The 16455-nt window shown below is 64.9% G+C and carries 18 protein-coding genes; 17 read left to right on the top strand and 1 reads right to left on the bottom strand.

What is annotated here, in order from left to right:
* Window positions 1-90: 90 nt before the first annotated feature.
* Window positions 91-1314, bottom strand: a complete 1224-nt coding sequence (locus CIC12_RS29570) for a CaiB/BaiF CoA transferase family protein (RefSeq protein WP_168669593.1) — start codon at window positions 1312-1314, stop codon at window positions 91-93.
* 148 nt (window positions 1315-1462) lie between these two features.
* On the opposite strand from CIC12_RS29570, the gene CIC12_RS29575 reads away from it, so the two are divergent.
* From CIC12_RS29575 to CIC12_RS29655, 17 genes are all read left to right on the top strand, one after another.
* Window positions 1463-2674 (top strand): ABC transporter substrate-binding protein, encoded by a 1212-nt coding sequence (locus tag CIC12_RS29575; protein WP_168669595.1) that lies wholly within the window; start codon window positions 1463-1465, stop codon window positions 2672-2674.
* An 11-nt stretch (window positions 2675-2685) separates the two neighbouring features.
* Window positions 2686-3528 (top strand): FAS1-like dehydratase domain-containing protein, encoded by an 843-nt coding sequence (locus CIC12_RS29580; RefSeq protein ID WP_168669597.1) that lies wholly within the window; start codon window positions 2686-2688, stop codon window positions 3526-3528.
* A gap of 47 nt (window positions 3529-3575) precedes the next feature.
* On the top strand, window positions 3576-4319 hold the full coding sequence (locus CIC12_RS29585) for an SDR family NAD(P)-dependent oxidoreductase (RefSeq protein WP_168669599.1): 744 nt from the start codon (window positions 3576-3578) through the stop codon (window positions 4317-4319).
* Window positions 4320-4336: 17 nt separating this feature from the next.
* The gene (locus CIC12_RS29590) at window positions 4337-5263 is read left to right on the top strand and encodes an NAD(P)-dependent oxidoreductase (RefSeq protein ID WP_168669601.1); all 927 of its coding nucleotides are present in this window, start codon (window positions 4337-4339) and stop codon (window positions 5261-5263) included.
* 4 nt (window positions 5264-5267) lie between these two features.
* The gene (locus tag CIC12_RS29595) at window positions 5268-6146 is read left to right on the top strand and encodes a branched-chain amino acid ABC transporter permease (protein WP_168669603.1); all 879 of its coding nucleotides are present in this window, start codon (window positions 5268-5270) and stop codon (window positions 6144-6146) included.
* A complete protein-coding gene (locus tag CIC12_RS29600) occupies window positions 6139-7146 on the top strand; it encodes a branched-chain amino acid ABC transporter permease (protein ID WP_342030586.1) in 1008 nt (335 codons plus the stop codon). The genes CIC12_RS29595 and CIC12_RS29600 overlap by 8 nt, the downstream gene beginning before the upstream one ends.
* Window positions 7143-7937: an ABC transporter ATP-binding protein gene (locus CIC12_RS29605; protein WP_168669605.1), complete on the top strand. Its 795-nt coding sequence runs from the start codon at window positions 7143-7145 to the stop codon at window positions 7935-7937. Before CIC12_RS29600 ends, CIC12_RS29605 begins: the two co-directional genes overlap by 4 nt.
* Window positions 7930-8691 (top strand): ABC transporter ATP-binding protein, encoded by a 762-nt coding sequence (locus CIC12_RS29610; RefSeq protein ID WP_168669607.1) that lies wholly within the window; start codon window positions 7930-7932, stop codon window positions 8689-8691. Before CIC12_RS29605 ends, CIC12_RS29610 begins: the two co-directional genes overlap by 8 nt.
* Before the next feature lie 52 nt (window positions 8692-8743).
* Window positions 8744-9667 carry an SMP-30/gluconolactonase/LRE family protein gene (locus tag CIC12_RS29615; protein WP_168669609.1) on the top strand — a complete coding sequence of 308 codons (924 nt, stop codon included), beginning with the start codon at window positions 8744-8746 and terminating at the stop codon, window positions 9665-9667.
* Between the two features lie 87 nt (window positions 9668-9754).
* Entirely contained in the window at window positions 9755-10969 is a 1215-nt protein-coding gene (locus tag CIC12_RS29620; protein WP_174772247.1) for an FAS1-like dehydratase domain-containing protein, read from the top strand.
* Between the two features lie 39 nt (window positions 10970-11008).
* A complete protein-coding gene (locus tag CIC12_RS29625) occupies window positions 11009-12175 on the top strand; it encodes a CoA transferase (protein WP_168669611.1) in 1167 nt (388 codons plus the stop codon).
* Window positions 12172-13371, top strand: a complete 1200-nt coding sequence (locus CIC12_RS29630) for a CaiB/BaiF CoA transferase family protein (protein WP_168669614.1) — start codon at window positions 12172-12174, stop codon at window positions 13369-13371. The genes CIC12_RS29625 and CIC12_RS29630 overlap by 4 nt, the downstream gene beginning before the upstream one ends.
* A gap of 43 nt (window positions 13372-13414) precedes the next feature.
* Window positions 13415-13996, top strand: coding sequence for a cysteine hydrolase family protein (locus CIC12_RS29635; protein ID WP_342030587.1), 582 nt, complete (start codon window positions 13415-13417; stop codon window positions 13994-13996).
* Window positions 13997-14003: 7 nt separating this feature from the next.
* Complete coding sequence (locus CIC12_RS29640) at window positions 14004-14816, top strand: HpcH/HpaI aldolase/citrate lyase family protein (protein ID WP_168669616.1); 813 nt, start codon at window positions 14004-14006, stop codon at window positions 14814-14816.
* Window positions 14817-14927: 111 nt separating this feature from the next.
* Window positions 14928-15557, top strand: coding sequence for a GntR family transcriptional regulator (locus tag CIC12_RS29645; protein ID WP_168669618.1), 630 nt, complete (start codon window positions 14928-14930; stop codon window positions 15555-15557).
* Between the two features lie 93 nt (window positions 15558-15650).
* The gene (locus CIC12_RS29650; RefSeq protein WP_168669620.1) at window positions 15651-16055 is read left to right on the top strand and encodes a PaaI family thioesterase; all 405 of its coding nucleotides are present in this window, start codon (window positions 15651-15653) and stop codon (window positions 16053-16055) included.
* 157 nt (window positions 16056-16212) lie between these two features.
* Complete coding sequence (locus CIC12_RS29655) at window positions 16213-16455, top strand: hypothetical protein (protein WP_238812958.1); 243 nt, start codon at window positions 16213-16215, stop codon at window positions 16453-16455.

Raw genomic sequence — 16455 nt, forward strand, 5'->3', positions numbered from 1 at the left:
CCTTTGTCTCCTTGTGTTCGTGTGCTGCCCTGTATTGGCTCGGCTCGTGGCCGGTTGAGGAGCGCCCGCAGCCGCTTCGCGCAAGCCGTGTTACCGGTTCACGGGCGCCCAGACGAACGCGTCGGACTCGTGCGTCCTGACCGCGCCACAAGACAGAAGCTCGTCGCACTCACGCGCATTGAGCCCCGCGGATTGCAAGACCTCCAGCGTGTGCTCGCCAAGCTCCGGCGGTGGCAGGGTGCGCAGACCGTCACTGTCCGCCCCGGCCCGTGGAAATTCCGGGACTTCGAAGTCGAACTCGCGGTAGCGCACAGCGCGCAATTTGCCGGGTTGATGCGCTTGCGGTGCTTCGAGAACGCGTTCGAGCGGTAGAACTTCGGTGCAACCGACGCCCGCTTCCTTCAGGCGCGCGCTCACGTCGTCGAAGCGCTGAGCGCCGACCGCTGCTTTCACGATTGCCTCCACCGCTTCGCGTGCTTTCTTTCGCTGGCGGAGGGTCGCGAGCGATTCATCGTTCGCTTGCGGTAACTGCATGGCTTCACAGAATTTCCGCCAGTGCCCGTCGTTAAGCATGAGCAGATAGATCCAGCGTTCGTCGGCGGTGAGATAGGCGCCGTAGCCCGGCATGCTGAACTCGCCGTGCGGTTCGCGCTCGGGTCGTCCAAGCAATTGCGTCTTGAGCTGCACACCCACCAGATCGCGCGACGCCACGTGCAGTCCGGTCTCGTAGAGCCCCACTTCGACGTCGTTGCGACGCTCCCCGTGCTTCGCCTGCAGCAACGACGCGAGCATGCCGATCACTGCATAGGCGCCCGCAAACTGGTCGTGGTACGACGGCCCGAGCCGGCTCGGCCTGCCATCGATCCGGTTGGCTTCCATCACGCCCGTCGAAGCCTCGGCGACGGGATTGGACGCCAGATCTTCCGCTTGCGGTCCGGCCGCATACCCGCGGATGTGGCAGTAGAGCAGCGCGGGGTTCACCGCCGCGCAATCCTCGCGCGTGACGCCGAGCTTGCGCGCGGCTTTGGGGGCGAGGTTATGCACCAGCGCATCGGCGTTGGCCATCAGCTTCAGCAATGCCGCGCGGCCCTCGGGCTTGCCGAGATCGATGCATACGCTCTTCTTGCCGTGGCTGTAGGCAATAAAAGTGCCGCTCGGGCCGCCGCGCACGAGGCTGCGCGTTGGATCGCCGCCCGGCGACTCGACTTTGATCACTTCCGCGCCGAGCTGGCCGAGGATGTGAGTGGCAAAAGGGGCGGCCAGCATCGTGCCCAATTCGATGATGCGCAGTCCGGCAAGAGGAAGACCTGTCATGAGGTTTGAGCCTGTTTGTAACAAAGATAATGCATTCTATATTCTGCGGAAACTAAGTAAACCTGCATATCCACCGTGAAAACCCTGACTTTCGTTCACCAGTAAAGAATATAGAATGCATTCTCATCGACACGGACCCCACACGACCATGCGCAGAAGAACCTTCGTCTTGACGAGCGCCGCTATCACTTCAGCGGCTTTTTCCGACGTCGGATTTGCGCAGCAGGCGTCGCCCGGCATCGACGTCGCGAGCAGGACGGTGACAGTGGGCGCGTTCACGCCGATCACCGGTCCGGTGCCGTTTTACGCGATCCTCACGCATGCGGCGGAGTCCTGTTTCCGGTGGTCCGACGAGACCAACGCGCTCAACGGCTGGAAGATCAAATACGTGACCTACGACGACGGCTACGAGCCGTCGCGCAGTGTCGCGGTGACGCGGCGGCTCGTGGAGGAAGACAAGATCTTTGCGCTTGCGGCGCCGGTCGGCACCGCGCAAACCGGGGCGGTGATCCCCTATGTCAAGGAAGTCGGCGTGCCGATGATTGGTCCGATCGGCGGCTCGAGCGCACTCTTTGCCGAGCGTCTCTCGTTCCCGCTTTTGCCGGACTATGGCTGGTCCGCGGCATCCAATCTGGACTACGCGCTCAATGGCCTGAAGCTGAGCCGCGTCGCGTTGCTATGGGAAAACGACGAATTGGGACGCTCGGCTAAACGCGGCTTCGAGCTATATCTGAGCGGGACGAACAAGCAGGCGATCGAATCGATTCCCTTCGAAGTACGTAACACCGATTTCACGCCGCATATCCGGCGTCTCGCGAATTCAAAGGCCGATGTGGTGATTCTGTTCGGCTCGAACGCGAACCTGGCCGCCGCGTTGAAATCGGCCGATCGCCTCGGCTTCGAGGCGAAGTGGATGGCGCCGTTCTTCACGGCGGACCCGACCACGCGCAAGCTCGCCGGCCCGCTGCTGGACGGCGTGTACTTTTCTTCGTGGCTGATGCCCGTGACGTCCAACGATGCGCCGATCAAAGCCTATCGGGACAGCATCGCCAAATACTATCCGGGCGACCCGGTGGGCGTCTTCGGCTTGAACGGCTGGAGCAACGGCATGCTGTTCGTCAAGTCGTTCCAGATGTTGCTCGCCAGTGGCAAGCCGCTGACGCGCGCGAGTTTCGTCGAAGTGATGGAGACGATGAAGAACGTCGACATCGGCGGCGCGCGCGGGGTGACTTTCAGCAGCGGCGATCATCGCGGTGCACGCCAGGAAGGCATCATCCAGGCGGGCGCGGACGGCGGCTTCAAACTCGTGCAGGGTTTTCGCCCGTATCCGGCGCAGGTCTTCGACGCCAAGCTCGCTTAACCGGAGTGACGATGACACACGCTTATACAGACTGGATCGGACGCGAAGAAGAACACGAAGCGCACATCGCGGAGCAGGCAGTGCGAGCGATGGCCGCCACGCTGGACCTCGACACGGCGCCCGCATCCGGCGCGCCGCTGCCGCCGGGCTGGCAATGGCTTTTCTTCAACCCTGCCGTGCGCCGCAGCGGTCTGGGCGCGGACGGTCATCCGCAACGCGGCGGTTTTCTGCCGCCGATCGACTTGCCGCGCCGCATGTGGGCGGGCAGCCGGTTGCGCTATCTGGCGGCTCTACCTGTGAACGCGCAGGCGACGCGGCGCAGTCGCATCCTCAAGATCGAAAACAAGGTGGGCAAGCGCGGCTCGCTGTGGTTCGTCACCGTCGGCCACAGCATTCATTGCCATGGCAGGCTCTGTATCGAAGAAGAGCAGGACATCGTGTACCGTGATGCGACGGCGCCCGGCGCGGCACCGGCGGCAGCGCCCGCGCGTTTCGACGAGGTGGCGCAATGGGGGGGCGATGTTCGTCCGGATACGACGCTGCTGTTCCGCTACTCCGCGCTGACCTTCAACGGTCACCGCATTCACTATGATCAGTCCTATGCCCGCGACGAAGAGGGCTATCCCGACCTCGTGGTGCATGGTCCGCTGACGGCCACCCTGCTGCAACAGTTCGCACTCGGTCAGTCGAACGGACGACGCCTTGCCGGCTTCGATTTTCGCGGCGTGAACCCGCTCTTCGTCGGCAGGGCGTTCAGGCTGGAAGGGCGCGCGGCGGACGACAACAGCATCGCGCTGTGGGCACGCGGCCCCGACGGCGAACTCGCGATGTCCGCCACCGCAGTTTTCGCATGACACTGACACACCCGCATCGATCAATACAACGAAAGGAGACGTGATACATGGCACAGCATCTGAGCGGTCCTCCGAGTCTGGCAGGGCAGGTCGCGTTGATTACAGGCGGTGCGGGCGGCATGGGCCGCGCAATCGCGAACACGTTCCGGGATGCGGGCGCGCGCGTCATCGCGACGGACATCGCGGAGCACGCCGAGATCGGCGCGGGCATCCAGTATCGCCGCTACGACGTGACCTCGCGCGCGCAGACCGACCGGGTGATCGACGACGTGCTAGGCGAGCATGGCGCAATCGACATTCTCGTGCTGTGCGCCGGCATCATTGCGCGCACGCCGTTGGGCGAGAGCACCGACGAAGAGTGGGACGCGATCATGTCGGTCAACGTGCGCGGCGTCGTCAACCCGACACGCAAGCTGTTCCCGCTGATGTGCGAGCGCGGCTTCGGCAAGATTCTCGCGGCTGGCTCGATCGCCGCCAAGAATGGCGGAGTGGCCTCCGGTCCCGCCTACGTGTCGGCCAAGGCGGCGGTGCACGGCATGATGCGCTGGGTCGCCAAGGCCGGCGCGCCGCACGGCGTGTACGCGAACGTGCTCGCGCCGGGACCGGTGGAAACCGCGATGTGGTCGAACGTGACGGACAACGTCGCGCCGTCGGCCAACGCGACGGTGCCGCTCGGGCGCTACGGCAATGCCGACGACATCGCGCAGGCGGCGTTGTTTCTGTGCTCGCCGGCTTCGAACTGGATCACGGGCACGTCGCTGGATATCAGCGGCGGCATGTGGATGGACTAATCTCCGGGGAGCGCGCAATGGCAGCAGACACACAAGTGGTGATCGGCTTTGTCGGCCTCGGCGTGATGGGTGGTCCGATGTGCCGCAACATGGCGCTCAAGCATGCGGGCGACGTGCTTGCATTCGATGCCAATGAGCAGGCGTTCCAGATCCTCGGCGGCACGAAGGCACGGCGCGCCGCGTCGCTGGCGGAGATCGCCGCGCAAGCCGACATCGTCTTTCTGTCGTTGCCGGGCACGCCGGCAGTCGAGGCGGTGTGTCTGGGCCCGCAGGGGCTCGCGGCCGGCTCGCGTCATCCACGCGTGATCGTCGATCTGAGCACGACCACCGTGGCCGGTGCACGCCAGGTGGGCGAAGCGCTCGCCGCACGTGACATTGCCTTCGCCGATGCCCCGGTCGCGCGTACCCGCGAGGCCGCGCAGCGCGGCGAGCTCAGCATCATGGTCGGCGCGGATGCTGCGCTGTTCGCGCGCATCGCTCCCTTGCTGCACTACATCGGCACCGACGTGACGCATTGCGGCGGTGTGGGCTGCGGGCAGGTGGTCAAGCTGATCAACAACGCACTCGTGTTCGAGAACACGGTCGCGCTCGCCGAAATGATGGTGCTGGGTGAACGCGCGGGCGTGGCGCCGGCCACTTTGCTCGACGCAGTATCCAAAGGTTCCGGTGACAGCTTCGTGCTGCGCAATCATGGACGCAAGGCGATGCTGCCGCGCCAGTTTCCGGAAAAATCATTCCCGCCGGAATACGTGCTCAAGGATATCCAGTACGTGCTGGAACTCGCGGCCGAGACCGACGTGACGGCCCGCGTGACCGAGCTCGCCCAGCGTTATTACGCCGCGGCCGCGCAAGGCGGCTACAGCGGGCGCTATTTTCCCGCAGTGATCGAGGTGATCGACGGCAATGCCGATCTGCCGTCCACGACGAATCTTCGCAAGGACTGATTCCATGACGGACTTTCTCGGGCTGATCTGGGCAGGCGTGATCAGCGGGTGCCTGTACGCGCTGGGCGCGATCGGGCTCGTGCTGATCTATAAGAGTTCGAACGTCGTGAACTTTGCGCACGGCAACCTCGCCGGGCTGGCGGCGTTTCTCGTGTACGGCTTCACGGCGGGCACTTTCGCGCAGTTCAGCTGGGGCGTCGCGGTGCCGCTGACGCTCGTCATCATGATCGTCGTGATGACGCTCAGTTGCGCGCTGATCGGACCGCTCCTGTTCAAGTCCGATCTGACGAGCACGATCGCGACGCTCGGCATCGGCCTGATCGCGCAGGGTGGCACGCAACTGCTGTTCGGCTCGAACGTGGTGTCGCTCGACCTGCCGTTGCCTGCATGGCGAGCACACGTCGGTCCGATCCGTGTGTCGAGCTATGACCTCGCCGTGCTGGCCGTGACCGCCGCGATCGTTGGACTGCTGTATCTCCTGATCGAGCGCACGCGGATCGGCATCGCGTTCCGGGCGGTGTCGGCGCATCCTTTCGCAAGCCGGGTATGCGGACTCAACCTGCAGCGCATTCATCTGTTCTCGTGGGTGGTGGCGGGGCTGCTCGGGCTGGTCGCGGCGCTGCTGATCGTGCCGACCACGTTCCTGTCGTCGACGAGTGTCGCGTCGTTCATGTTGCAGGCGTTCGCTGCCGCTGTGGTGGGCGGCTTCAGCAGCCTGCCGGGTGCGGTGGTCGGCGGCATTCTCGTAGGCGTGCTGATGAACCTGATGTCGTTCTACGTGTCGGCCGAGTTCAACAACACCTACATGCTGTTGCTGATCCTGCTGGTGCTCAATCTGTTCCCGAAGGGCGTGCTGGCCACGCGGGGAGGCGCCCGTGCCTGATGTGTCAATGCGCCCCGGCGCGGTCGCCGAGAAGAGGCGGGCCGCGAGCGATCCCGCAGCCGCGGTGCCGGCGGTGCGTCGGCCGCGCTTCGGGCTGACCGGCGTGCTCGCACTCGCGTTGCTCTGTCTGCCGCTGCTCGGCGGCGGCTACTGGACCTATACGCTCGGCCTGTGCTTCGCCAATGCGATTGCGGTCATCGCGGTGAGCTTTCTCGTGCGCTTTGGCGGTGAGGTGTCGATCGGTCACGGCGTATTCGTCGCGGCGGGTGCGTACACGGTTGCGCTCGCGGAGAAATACCTCGGCGTGTCGCTCGTCGCAAGTTTGCCTCTGGCGGCGGTGGTCGGCGCAGTGCTCGGCATCCTGTTCGCATTTCCGTCGCGGCACCTGTCCGGCATTTCGCTCGCGGTCGCGACGATGGCTCTCGCGCTCGCGTTGCCGGAGATCCTGCTGCACTTTTCCCATGTGTCGGGCGGCTACGAAGGGCTGTACGTGAAGCTCGATGCGCTGCCCGGCATGTCCAAGCCGCTGCAGCGTTATTACCTGCCGCTGCTCGGGTTGTTCGCGATCGTCGCGTTGCTCAGGCACTTCCGCCGCTCGCGCCAGGCGATGGCGCTGCTGCTGATCCGCACGTCGACCTATGCGGCAGAGTCGCTGGGCGTGCGGCGCAGTTGGGCCCGGCTGTCGTGCATGGCGCTGAGCGCATCGATCGCCGCGACGGCGGGCGCCTTGCTGTCGTTCAGTTCGTCCACGGTCTCGCCGAACAGCTTTACGTTGTGGACGTCGATCTTCCTGCTGGTCGGCTCGGTGGTCAGCATGTACTCGTTGTCGCTGCTGGGCGGGCTGATCGGTGGACTGTTTCTCACGCTCATGCCGCTTCTGCTGGCGGGCGCCGGCGACTGGGTGCCGGTCCTGTACGGCGCCGCGCTGCTCGCTGTCGTGCTCGGTGCGAATGCGCTGCCGGCCGCGCTGCGGGGACGGCTCGAAGGGAGGGGCCGATGAGCGCTGCTTTGCTACCCGTGGTTGAAGGCCAGCCGGTCGTCATCGAAGATCTGGCGCTGTCGTTCGGCGGCAACCAGGTGCTGCGTGATATCGGCCTGCGCCTGCAGCCGGGCCAGATCACCGGCCTGATCGGCCCGAACGGTGCGGGCAAGACCAGTTTCTTCAATTGCCTGACGGGGTTGTATGCGCCACAGCGGGGCAGCATCGTGTTCGGCGATCTGCATCTGGAACGCGTGCCCCCTACCGGCCGCGCGGCGTTGGGGTTTTCGCGCAGCTTCCAGCATGTGGCGCTATGCCCGGAGCTGAGCATCGTCGAGAACGTGATGATCGGGCTCGATCGGCAATCGGCCTCGGGCTGGCTCGACGCATTCCTGCCGTTCACGCGCGGACGCGAGGAGCGCGCCCGCAATCGGGAATTGGCGCTCCAGGCGCTAGCGCGGCTCGGCATTGCCGACGTCGCCGGCGAGATGCCGTCGCAGTTGCCGCCCGGCGTGTTGCGGCTCGCCGAGATCGCGAGGGCGATCGCAGGCGAGCCGCGCGTACTGCTGCTCGACGAGCCGGCTGCCGGACTCAATTCGGTGGAGACACGCGACCTCTCGAACGCCTTGATGAAGCTGCGTTCGCCCCATCTCGTGCTGGTGGTCGTGGAGCACGACATGGACCTGATCATGGAAGTGTGCGACGTCATTCATGTTCTGAACGTCGGGTGTCTGTTCGCATCGGGCAGTCCGGCGCAGATCCAGTCGAACCCCGACGTGATCCGCATCTATCTCGGAGACGACGATGAATGAGCCGCATCCGAACCTGCTGACGGTCGAAGGATTGACCGTGCGCTATGGCGCGGGCCCGGTGGTGCACGGCGTCAGCTTCGGCATGCCCGGCGCGAGCGTCGGTGCGCTGCTCGGCGCCAACGGCGCGGGCAAATCGAGCACGCTGCGGGCCATCGCCGGGCTCGAACCGGCCCAAGGGCGGGTGCTGTTCGACGGCGCCGACGTGACGCGTCTGGACGCCGCGGCGCGATTTCGCGCAGGCATCGTCTATGTACCGGAGGGCCGCGCGATCGTGACGGATCTCTCGGTCACGGAAAACCTCACGCTCGGCTCGTACTTTGTGAATCCGCGCATTCGCGAACGCCGCCGCGCGATGGTGCTGGAGTTTTTCCCGGAACTCGCCAACCGCCTGAAGGCGCCGGCGGGTCTGCTGAGCGGCGGCGAGCAGCAGATGCTCGCGATCGGGCGGGGCTTGATGTCGGGACCGCGTCTGCTGTTGCTCGACGAGCCGTCGCTCGGGCTCGCGCCGTTGCTCGTGGCGCGCGTCTACGAACGCCTCGCGCGCATCCAGCAGGAACAGCAGCTCGCCGCGCTGCTCGTGGAACAGAGCTTTCACGCGGCGGCGCGGCTCGCATCGCATGCATGGGTGATGCGGCATGGGCATATCGTCGGCGAACTCGACAAAGCGTTGTTGCGCAGCCGGGAGGGGCGTCAGCAAGCGGTCGATGCCTACCTCGGCGCGCGTCAGGACGAATTGCCGAATCCGTGCGTGTGAGCTGCGTCTGCGTCGCATCTGAAACGTGCGCTATCTGAAAACGGAGAGAGGGATGAACCTGAAACTGCAGGGCGAAGTGATGGCGACCGGACTTCAGTTCCCGGAAGGCCCCATCGCAATGCCGGACGGCAGCGTGCTGGTAGTGGAGATCGCGGCGGGGCGCCTGACGCGCGTCTATCCGAACGGCGAGCTGAAGGTGGTCGCGCAAGTGGGCGGCGGCCCTAACGGAGCGGCGCTCGGGCCCGACGGCCACTGCTACATCTGTAACAACGGTGGTTTCAGCTGGCGCACGGACGAGGGTTTCAAGCGTCCCACGGGCGCGGCCGCCGATTATCGCGGCGGCGCGATCCAGCGCGTGAACCTGGAAACGGGCGCGGTCCAGACGCTCTACACGCATTGCGGCGACATCCCCTTGCATGGGCCGAACGACATCGTGTTCGATCGCGACGGCGGCTTCTGGTTTACCGATTTCGGCAAGACCTTCGAGGATCGGATCATGCGTGGTTCGGTGTACTACGCGCGTATGGACGGCAGCCACATCACGTGCGCAGCGCATCCGGTGCTCACGCCCAATGGCGTGGGGCTGTCGCCCGATTGCCGCACGCTGTACGTCAGCGAGACGGAAACGAGCCGGCTCTGGTCCTATCCGGTGCTCGGTCCCGGCGATCTCGGCCATGAACCCTGGCCGTCGCCGAATGGCGGACGGCTCGTACACGGGCTCGCGGGATTTCAGCGCTTCGATTCGCTCGCGGTGGAAGAGAACGGCAACATCTGCGTGGCGACGCTGGTGCGCGGCGGCATCAGCGTGTTCTCTCCGAGCGGCGAGTTGCTCGAATTTCACGAGGCGCCTGAGGGCTACTGCACCAACATCTGTTTCGGCGGCGCGGATCGGCGCACGGCATTCATCACGCTGTCCGGATACGGCCAGCTTTTTGCGGCACGCTGGCCGCGGGCGGGACTGCAACTGACGGCATGACAGGTTTCAAGCCCCTCGCGACGAAGAGGGGTTCGGATGGCAGGCATTCTGGCACGATATTTCGGAACCCTAACTGTGGAGATTGAATTGGATACGACCATTACCACCCCCCAGAACGACGTAGGCAGCGCACCGGCGGAAGGCCGCATCACCGACGAGGCGATCGCGGAGGCGAGAGCGATGATCGGTCTCCATCTGCGGCCCGAAGGTCCGTACCTTCAGGATGCCTCGCCGGACACGCTGCGCAACTGGTGTAACGGTATCGGCGACCTGAATCCGCTGTATCGCGACTATGGCTACGGCGCCGAGACGCGATACGGGTCGATGGTCGCGCATCCGATGTTTCCGATGGCGTTCGGCTGGCTCGGCAGAACCCGTTGGGGGCTCGCGGGCGTGCATGGTTTTTACGCCGGCAACGATTGGGAACTGTTCCGTCACGTGCGTCCGGGCGACCGCATCACGGCCATCGAGCGAGTGGTCGGCGTAGAGGAAAAAGAGAGCAAATTCTCCGGGCGCCTCGTGTTGCAGTACGTAGAGGCGTGCTATTACAACCAGCGCAGTGAACTGGTGGCGCGTGCGCTCGGCACGTGTACGCGTCACGAACGCAAGGCGGCGCGTGAAACCGGCAAGTACAAGGAGATCGTCCAGCACGAATACAGCGACGAGGAGCGTGACCGTATCGACGAGATGGTGCTCGACGAGCCGAACCGGATCCGTGGCGCCAACGTGCGGTACTGGGAAGACGTGCACGAAGGCGAAGAGCTGCCGACCATTGCGCGCGGTCCGCTGTCGCTGATGGACACGATGGGTTTCCTGGTCGGCTGTGGTCGCGGTCATACGCATGGTGTGGTGCTGCAAACAGCGGTCCGGCATCCGGGGCACTTCTTCCGCAACCCGGAAGCGGGCGGCGGCGTCGAGTACACCGGCATCGGCCACCATCGCGAGTCGGTCGCCAAGGAGGTGGGCGTGCCCGGCACTTATGACTACGGCCCGCAACGCTCGTCGTGGATGTGCTCGCTCGTCACCAACTGGATGGGCGACGCGGGCTTCATCAAGCGTGTGCGCACGGAAATGCGGCGTTTCAACATCATGGGCGACACGACGTTCTGCAAGGGCAAGGTGGTGCGCAAGTACGTGAAGGACAACGTGGCGCTCGTGGACATCGAGCTGGCCGCCGTGAACCAGCGCGGCGAGGTCACGACGCCGGGTCTCGCGACCGTCGCGCTGCCGTCGCGCGACGCCCGGTTGCCGGCGTTCATCGACGGCGCCGGCGTGGACCTCGACTTGCCGCTGGTTCGCTAAGCGGCGCATCGCATCCCGGTCACTGAGGAGGAAGTCCAGATGCACTTCAACGACAACCCGAATGGCGCGGTCCTGCCGTTGTCCGGGTGCTGCGTCGTCGAGCGTTCGCGCACGGTGGCGGCAGCCTATGCCGGCCGCCTGCTGGCCGCGATGGGCGCGCGCGTGGTGATGCTGGAGCCCGGCAGCGGGCACCGGCTGCGCCAGGCGGCGCCGCTGCTCGAGCAGACCGGCGAGAGCGCACTGTTTGCGTACCTTGCCGCGGGCAAGCGCAGCCTCGTGTGCGACCTGGAAACCGCCGACGGGAGGGCCTTGCTCGAGCGCGAACTCGAGCATGCCGACATCCTGCTCGACGATACGCCGGTACGCGAGCGGGCCGCGCAGGGGTTGGACCCGGCCGAGCTCGCGAAGCGGTTTTCCGCGCTTGTTCACGTGTCGGTGCTGCCGTTCGGCGCGAGTGGTCCGAAAGCGGATTGGGATGGCGAGGAAGTCAATCTCGTGCATGCCGGCGGCGAAGGTTTTCTGCTGCCGAACGGCCTCTCGAACGAGCGCTTTCCGGACCGGCCGCCGCTGATGATCTATGGGCACTTCGCCGGCTATCAGGGCGGCTGCTCGGCGGCGCTGTGCGCATTGACCGCGTGGTGGGGCGCCCCGCTGGAAGGCGGCCAGTACGTCGACGTGTCGGTGCAGGATGCCGCGGTGGCGGTCGGCGCCTTCGCGCTACAGCGGCTCGGCGACGGGTCGCTTGAACATCGTACGACGCGCAGTTTCCGCTACGGCGGTGTGTTCGAAGCGCTCGACGGGCACGTCGAGATTCTCACGCTGGAAGACCGGCAATGGCACGCGCTCGTGCAGTTGCTCGGCTGTCCGGCGTGGGCGGACGAAGCGGCGCTGCGCGATCCGCTCGAGCGCAGCCGCCGTGGCGGCGAAATCAACGGGCACATTCGCGCGTGGATGGCGCGGCATCCGGTCGAGGAAATCGTGGCCCGCGCTCAGGCGCTCGGTGTGCCGGCCGCGAAATACCGCACGCCGGCCGAAGTGGTGGCCGGCGCGCATGAAAACGCTCGCGGGTTATTCGGCGAGACGACGCTGGAAAGCGGCATGCAGCTCGACGTGCTGGTGGCGCCGTTCCAGTTTCGCTGCACACCCTTGCCTCGCGATGCAAGAGTGCCGGCACTGGGCGAACTGGCTGAGGAGGCCCTGCAATGACGCAAACCCGCGCCCCGCTCGCCGGGATACGCATAGCCGACTTTACGATCCATGCCGCGGGGCCGTTCTGCACGCACCTGCTTTCGCAACTCGGCGCGCAGTGCATCAAGGTCGAAAGCCGCACGCGGCCGGATGCGTTTCGCAAACCGCATGCGGTCTACGGGCGGATGTCCGCGGCGACCTTCGATCAGGTGTCGGCGAACAAGCTGTCGGTGCGGCTGAACCTCAAGCAGCCCGAGGCGGTCGCGCTGGCGAAGCGTCTCGTGGCGATCTCGGATATCGCCGCCGAAAGCTTCAGGCCCGGTGTGATGGAGCGCCTCGGGCTCGGCTTCGAAGCCTTGCGCGAAAGCAAGGACGATATCGTCATGATGTCTTTGTCTTCGTGCGGACAGAGCGGTCCCGATTCGCACTTTTCCGGCTACGCGCCGCTCTTCGGCGCATGGGGCGGACTCGGCTGGATGAGCGGTTACAGCGACGGGCCGCCCGTGGAAATGCGTCACGTGATGGATCATTCGGCCGGCTTGCATGCCGCCCTCGCGACGGTGGCGGCGCTGCATCAACGCCGCGTCACGGGCCGCGCGCAACACGTCGATCTCGCCGCGCGCGAGGTCGCCTCGGCGATGATCGGCGACGCGCTGGTGCTGGCGAGCGCGGGCATGACGCCGGTGCGCCCGGGCAACGCCGGTCTGGACATGGCGCCACACGGCATCTACGCGAGCGCTGTGCCGGACCGCTGGCTCACGCTGGCGATCCGCGACGACGCGCAATGGCGCACGCTGGCGCAGATGGCCGGCTGGTCCACCGCCGACGCACGATTCGCGACGACGCAGGCGCGCCTCGCGCATCGCGATGAACTGGACGAGCAGCTGACCGCGTGGCTCTCGCGCTGCGATGCCGACGCCGTGGCGGCCGACTTGCAGCGAGCCGGGGTGTGCGCGCACGTGTCGTCGACTATGCAGGACATTGCCGCCGATCCTCATCTTGTGGCACGAGGCGCCGTCGTGGAGGTCAGCGCGCAGGGGATTCCGCCCCGTCCGGCGGTGGGCGCGCCGGCGCGCTTTTCCGGTACCGATGAGGTGGGCATTCGTTCGTTGACCCCCGCCCTCGGGCAAGACGAAGAGTATGTGTTCGGCGAGCTGCTGGGCTTGAGTTCGGCACAGCGCGCCGATCTCGAAGCACGGGAAGTGATTTCGTGAGCGCGCCGCCGCGCACACCAATCGATAAGACAAGGAGAGCTTCGTGAAGGACGCAATCTATCTGGTGCTGGACATGGAAAACGATCTCGTCCATGCCGACGGCCCCAACGGTAAGGCTGCCTATGGCGAGCAGGTGAGGGCGCGCGACGTGCTCGCCAACACGCGCCGCGCGATCGACAAGGCGCGTGCCGCGGGCGTCGCGATCGGCTTCGTGCGCGTCGGGTTTTCGCCGGACTATCGCGAATGCCCGCCCAACTCGCCGATTTTCTCCGGGGCTCGCAAGAACGGCATCTTCAGGCTGGGCACCTGGGGTACCGAAGTACATTCCGATCTTGGCCAGCAGGAGGGTGACTTCGACATCGTCAAGCATCGCGTGAGTCCGTTCTACGCGACGAACCTCGAAGCGATTCTGCGCGCGCGCGGTGTGCGGCGCATTTACTGCTCGGGCATCTCGACCAATGCCGTCGTCCAGGCCACCGTGCGCGAGGGCCACGATCGCGACTACGACATGGTCGTGCTGGAGGACGGCTGCTGTGGGTTGTCGACGCAGGAACATGAAAACGCGATCGAAGGATTGAAGCGCTTCTGCAAGATCACCACATCCGTCGACGTCGTTTTCGAGTGAGGCAAATATGGCTCAGGTAGCACGCAGTCTCCTGTTCGTGCCTGGCAATCGCCGGGAGCGATTCGACAAGGCCGGGGCCAGCGGCGCGCACGAGGTGATTGTGGATCTGGAAGATGCGGTGGCGCCCGCTGAAAAGACCACGGCTCGCGATGCGGTCGCGGCCTGGCTCGATGAACGTCGCCGGGCACTCGTGCGGATCAACGCCGCGCAAACCGAATGGTTCGAGGATGATTTACGGTTGATCCAGTCCTTGCCGTCCGCCGGCGTGATGCTTGCAAAGGCCGACCGGGAGTCTCTCGCGCGCACCATGTCGACGCTGCCGGGACGTAGAATCGTCGCGTTGCTGGAGACGGTGCAGGGCTACGTCGATTTGCGTTCGATGGCGGCCATGCCGGGCCTCGAGCGCATCGCGTTCGGCGGCGTGGACTTCGCAGCGGAGAGCGGTATCTGGGACGAGAGCGAAGCGCTGACGCCCGTCCGCATCCAGATCGTGCTGGAATCGTGCCATGCGGGCCTGGCGGCGCCGGTGGACGGCGTCAGTGTCAATTTCGCCGACCAGGACCGGATGCGCCTGGACGCGCTGGCGTCGCGCAAATTGGGCTTCGGCGGTAAGCTTTGTATTCATCCGGCCCAGGTCGGCGTGGTCAATGCGGCCTTCGCGCCATCGCCGGAGGAAAGGCGATGGGCCGAACGCGTCGTCGCTGCATTCACCGCCAGCGAGGGCGGGGCCACTTCAGTTGACGGGAAAATGATCGATAAACCGGTGGTCGATCGCGCGCGGCGCGTGATCGCCGAATTCACGGGCGCCAGTTTGGCTTAAAATCAGGCCGGTGGCTGAATTGCCGGAAGCGGCGCGTGAGCGGCGCCGCGTCACGGAACGGTCGGACCATATTGCTATCAACAGAAATCATACCGGCCCGAGTTACATTTGATGGAATACCGAACCAAAGAAGATCAGGTTGCAGACTTCCTGCGCGAGCGCATCATTTCGGGCGTGATCGCTCGTGGCTCGCGGTTGAAGCAGGCCGAGATCGCCGAGCAACTCAATCTGAGCATCACGCCGGTGCGTGAAGCGCTGAAACTGCTCGAGGCCGAAGGCTATATCAGTACCGATTCGTATCGCGGTGCGCGGGTCGTGCCGTTCGATGCGTCGGCATCTTCGGAAATCCTCACGCTACGGTTATTGTTGGAAACGCAACTCGTACGAGGCGCGGTCGAAAAAAGCACCGCGCAGGATATCGCCGAACTCCGTCAGCTTGCCGATGAATTCTCCAAAGCGTTCGAATCGGGTGACCGGGCCACCGCACGAGGCGTGAATTACCGTTTCCATCGGCGCATGTATGACATTGCAGGCATGCCGCAGACTTTGCATTTCACGCAGATCCTGTGGGCACGCTACCCGTTCGATATCATCAATGCCGCCGAGAACCGCGGCGAGGATGCGGCCAGGGAGCATGACGAGATTCTGCAGGCGCTCGCGTCAGGAGACGTCACCGCTACGATGCTGGCGATGCGCAAGCACATCGAGTCGGGCTGGACGGTCTTGAAGTCAGCCAGATAGCCGGTTGCAGAATTCATCCGGTGCGGCGGCCATGGCTATGGATGGAGCCAGGATAACTGGCCTCACGATGAATTCTGAACAGGAGGGTGCGCAATGAACCAGGACGAGGTCCGGTCTTTGCAAATTGAGTCTGAGTTTTGCCTCGATCAAGGGTTCGAACTTATCAGCTACGGCGATGGCAAAGTCGTTATCGCCTGTGAGGTGCTGCCCCGCCATTCGAACACGCGCGGCAATGCGCACGGCGGCGTCCTCGCCGCTTTGCTGGATACTGCGATGGGCCTCGCGGTGAGACATGAAGGGTCCGTTGAAAATCTCGGAACGGCCAGTTTGACCGTCAATTACATCAGGCCTGCGCGCGGGCGCATTGCCGCGCATGCCAGTCTCCAACGTTGCGGACGGACGCTGGCTTTCTGCGAAGCGCACGCTCGTACCTCGAGCGACGAAATCGTTGCCACGGCGAGCGCGGTCTTCTCGATTGCTCGCGATGGGCGTAAGTAAGTCTTCGTGGAGACGGGCCACAGCAGGGTGAGGCGTTGTCCCATGGACAACGGACGCGCGAACTGAACGAGTCAGAGGAACTTTTTGCGGTGGATCACGGGCGTTGGATCGTTTTAGGGGCGATCCTCCAATATGCCAGGCGTCGAACCTGTAAAGATTGGTCTCGCCGCGCCGTTACTCACTGATGATTGACCAACACGACCGCTTCCCCGACGAAGCTTTCCCACCCGAACTGGAAGCCTTCGCTTTTTGCGCGATGGTCGACGCGATCCGCAAAGCCCAAGGGCGCGAAGACCCAGCGGCATTTGAGGCAGGGTCGCTGGAAAGAGCGCGGGCGGAGATCGATCTGATTCGCGACACGCTGCGGATGATCGGCATCGATCCCGACGACGATGCCTGA

Origin of the sequence: Paraburkholderia sp. SG-MS1 (genome assembly GCF_012275575.1) — a bacterium.
GTDB lineage: Bacteria > Pseudomonadota > Gammaproteobacteria > Burkholderiales > Burkholderiaceae > Paraburkholderia.

What these genes read in the sequence shown, in the direction of transcription:
- CIC12_RS29610 (WP_168669607.1), top strand. Translation starts at nt 7,930, where the DNA reads ATGAATGAGCCGCATCCGAACCTGCTGACGGTCGAAGGATTGACCGTG.
- CIC12_RS29585 (WP_168669599.1), top strand. Translation starts at nt 3,576, where the DNA reads ATGGCACAGCATCTGAGCGGTCCTCCGAGTCTGGCAGGGCAGGTCGCG.
- CIC12_RS29625 (WP_168669611.1), top strand. Translation starts at nt 11,009, where the DNA reads ATGCACTTCAACGACAACCCGAATGGCGCGGTCCTGCCGTTGTCCGGG.
- CIC12_RS29580 (WP_168669597.1), top strand. Translation starts at nt 2,686, where the DNA reads ATGACACACGCTTATACAGACTGGATCGGACGCGAAGAAGAACACGAA.
- CIC12_RS29595 (WP_168669603.1), top strand. Translation starts at nt 5,268, where the DNA reads ATGACGGACTTTCTCGGGCTGATCTGGGCAGGCGTGATCAGCGGGTGC.
- CIC12_RS29575 (WP_168669595.1), top strand. Translation starts at nt 1,463, where the DNA reads ATGCGCAGAAGAACCTTCGTCTTGACGAGCGCCGCTATCACTTCAGCG.
- CIC12_RS29570 (WP_168669593.1), bottom strand. Translation starts at nt 1,314, where the DNA reads ATGACAGGTCTTCCTCTTGCCGGACTGCGCATCATCGAATTGGGCACG.
- CIC12_RS29615 (WP_168669609.1), top strand. Translation starts at nt 8,744, where the DNA reads ATGAACCTGAAACTGCAGGGCGAAGTGATGGCGACCGGACTTCAGTTC.
- CIC12_RS29650 (WP_168669620.1), top strand. Translation starts at nt 15,651, where the DNA reads ATGAACCAGGACGAGGTCCGGTCTTTGCAAATTGAGTCTGAGTTTTGC.
- CIC12_RS29590 (WP_168669601.1), top strand. Translation starts at nt 4,337, where the DNA reads ATGGCAGCAGACACACAAGTGGTGATCGGCTTTGTCGGCCTCGGCGTG.
- CIC12_RS29605 (WP_168669605.1), top strand. Translation starts at nt 7,143, where the DNA reads ATGAGCGCTGCTTTGCTACCCGTGGTTGAAGGCCAGCCGGTCGTCATC.
- CIC12_RS29645 (WP_168669618.1), top strand. Translation starts at nt 14,928, where the DNA reads ATGGAATACCGAACCAAAGAAGATCAGGTTGCAGACTTCCTGCGCGAG.
- CIC12_RS29630 (WP_168669614.1), top strand. Translation starts at nt 12,172, where the DNA reads ATGACGCAAACCCGCGCCCCGCTCGCCGGGATACGCATAGCCGACTTT.
- CIC12_RS29640 (WP_168669616.1), top strand. Translation starts at nt 14,004, where the DNA reads ATGGCTCAGGTAGCACGCAGTCTCCTGTTCGTGCCTGGCAATCGCCGG.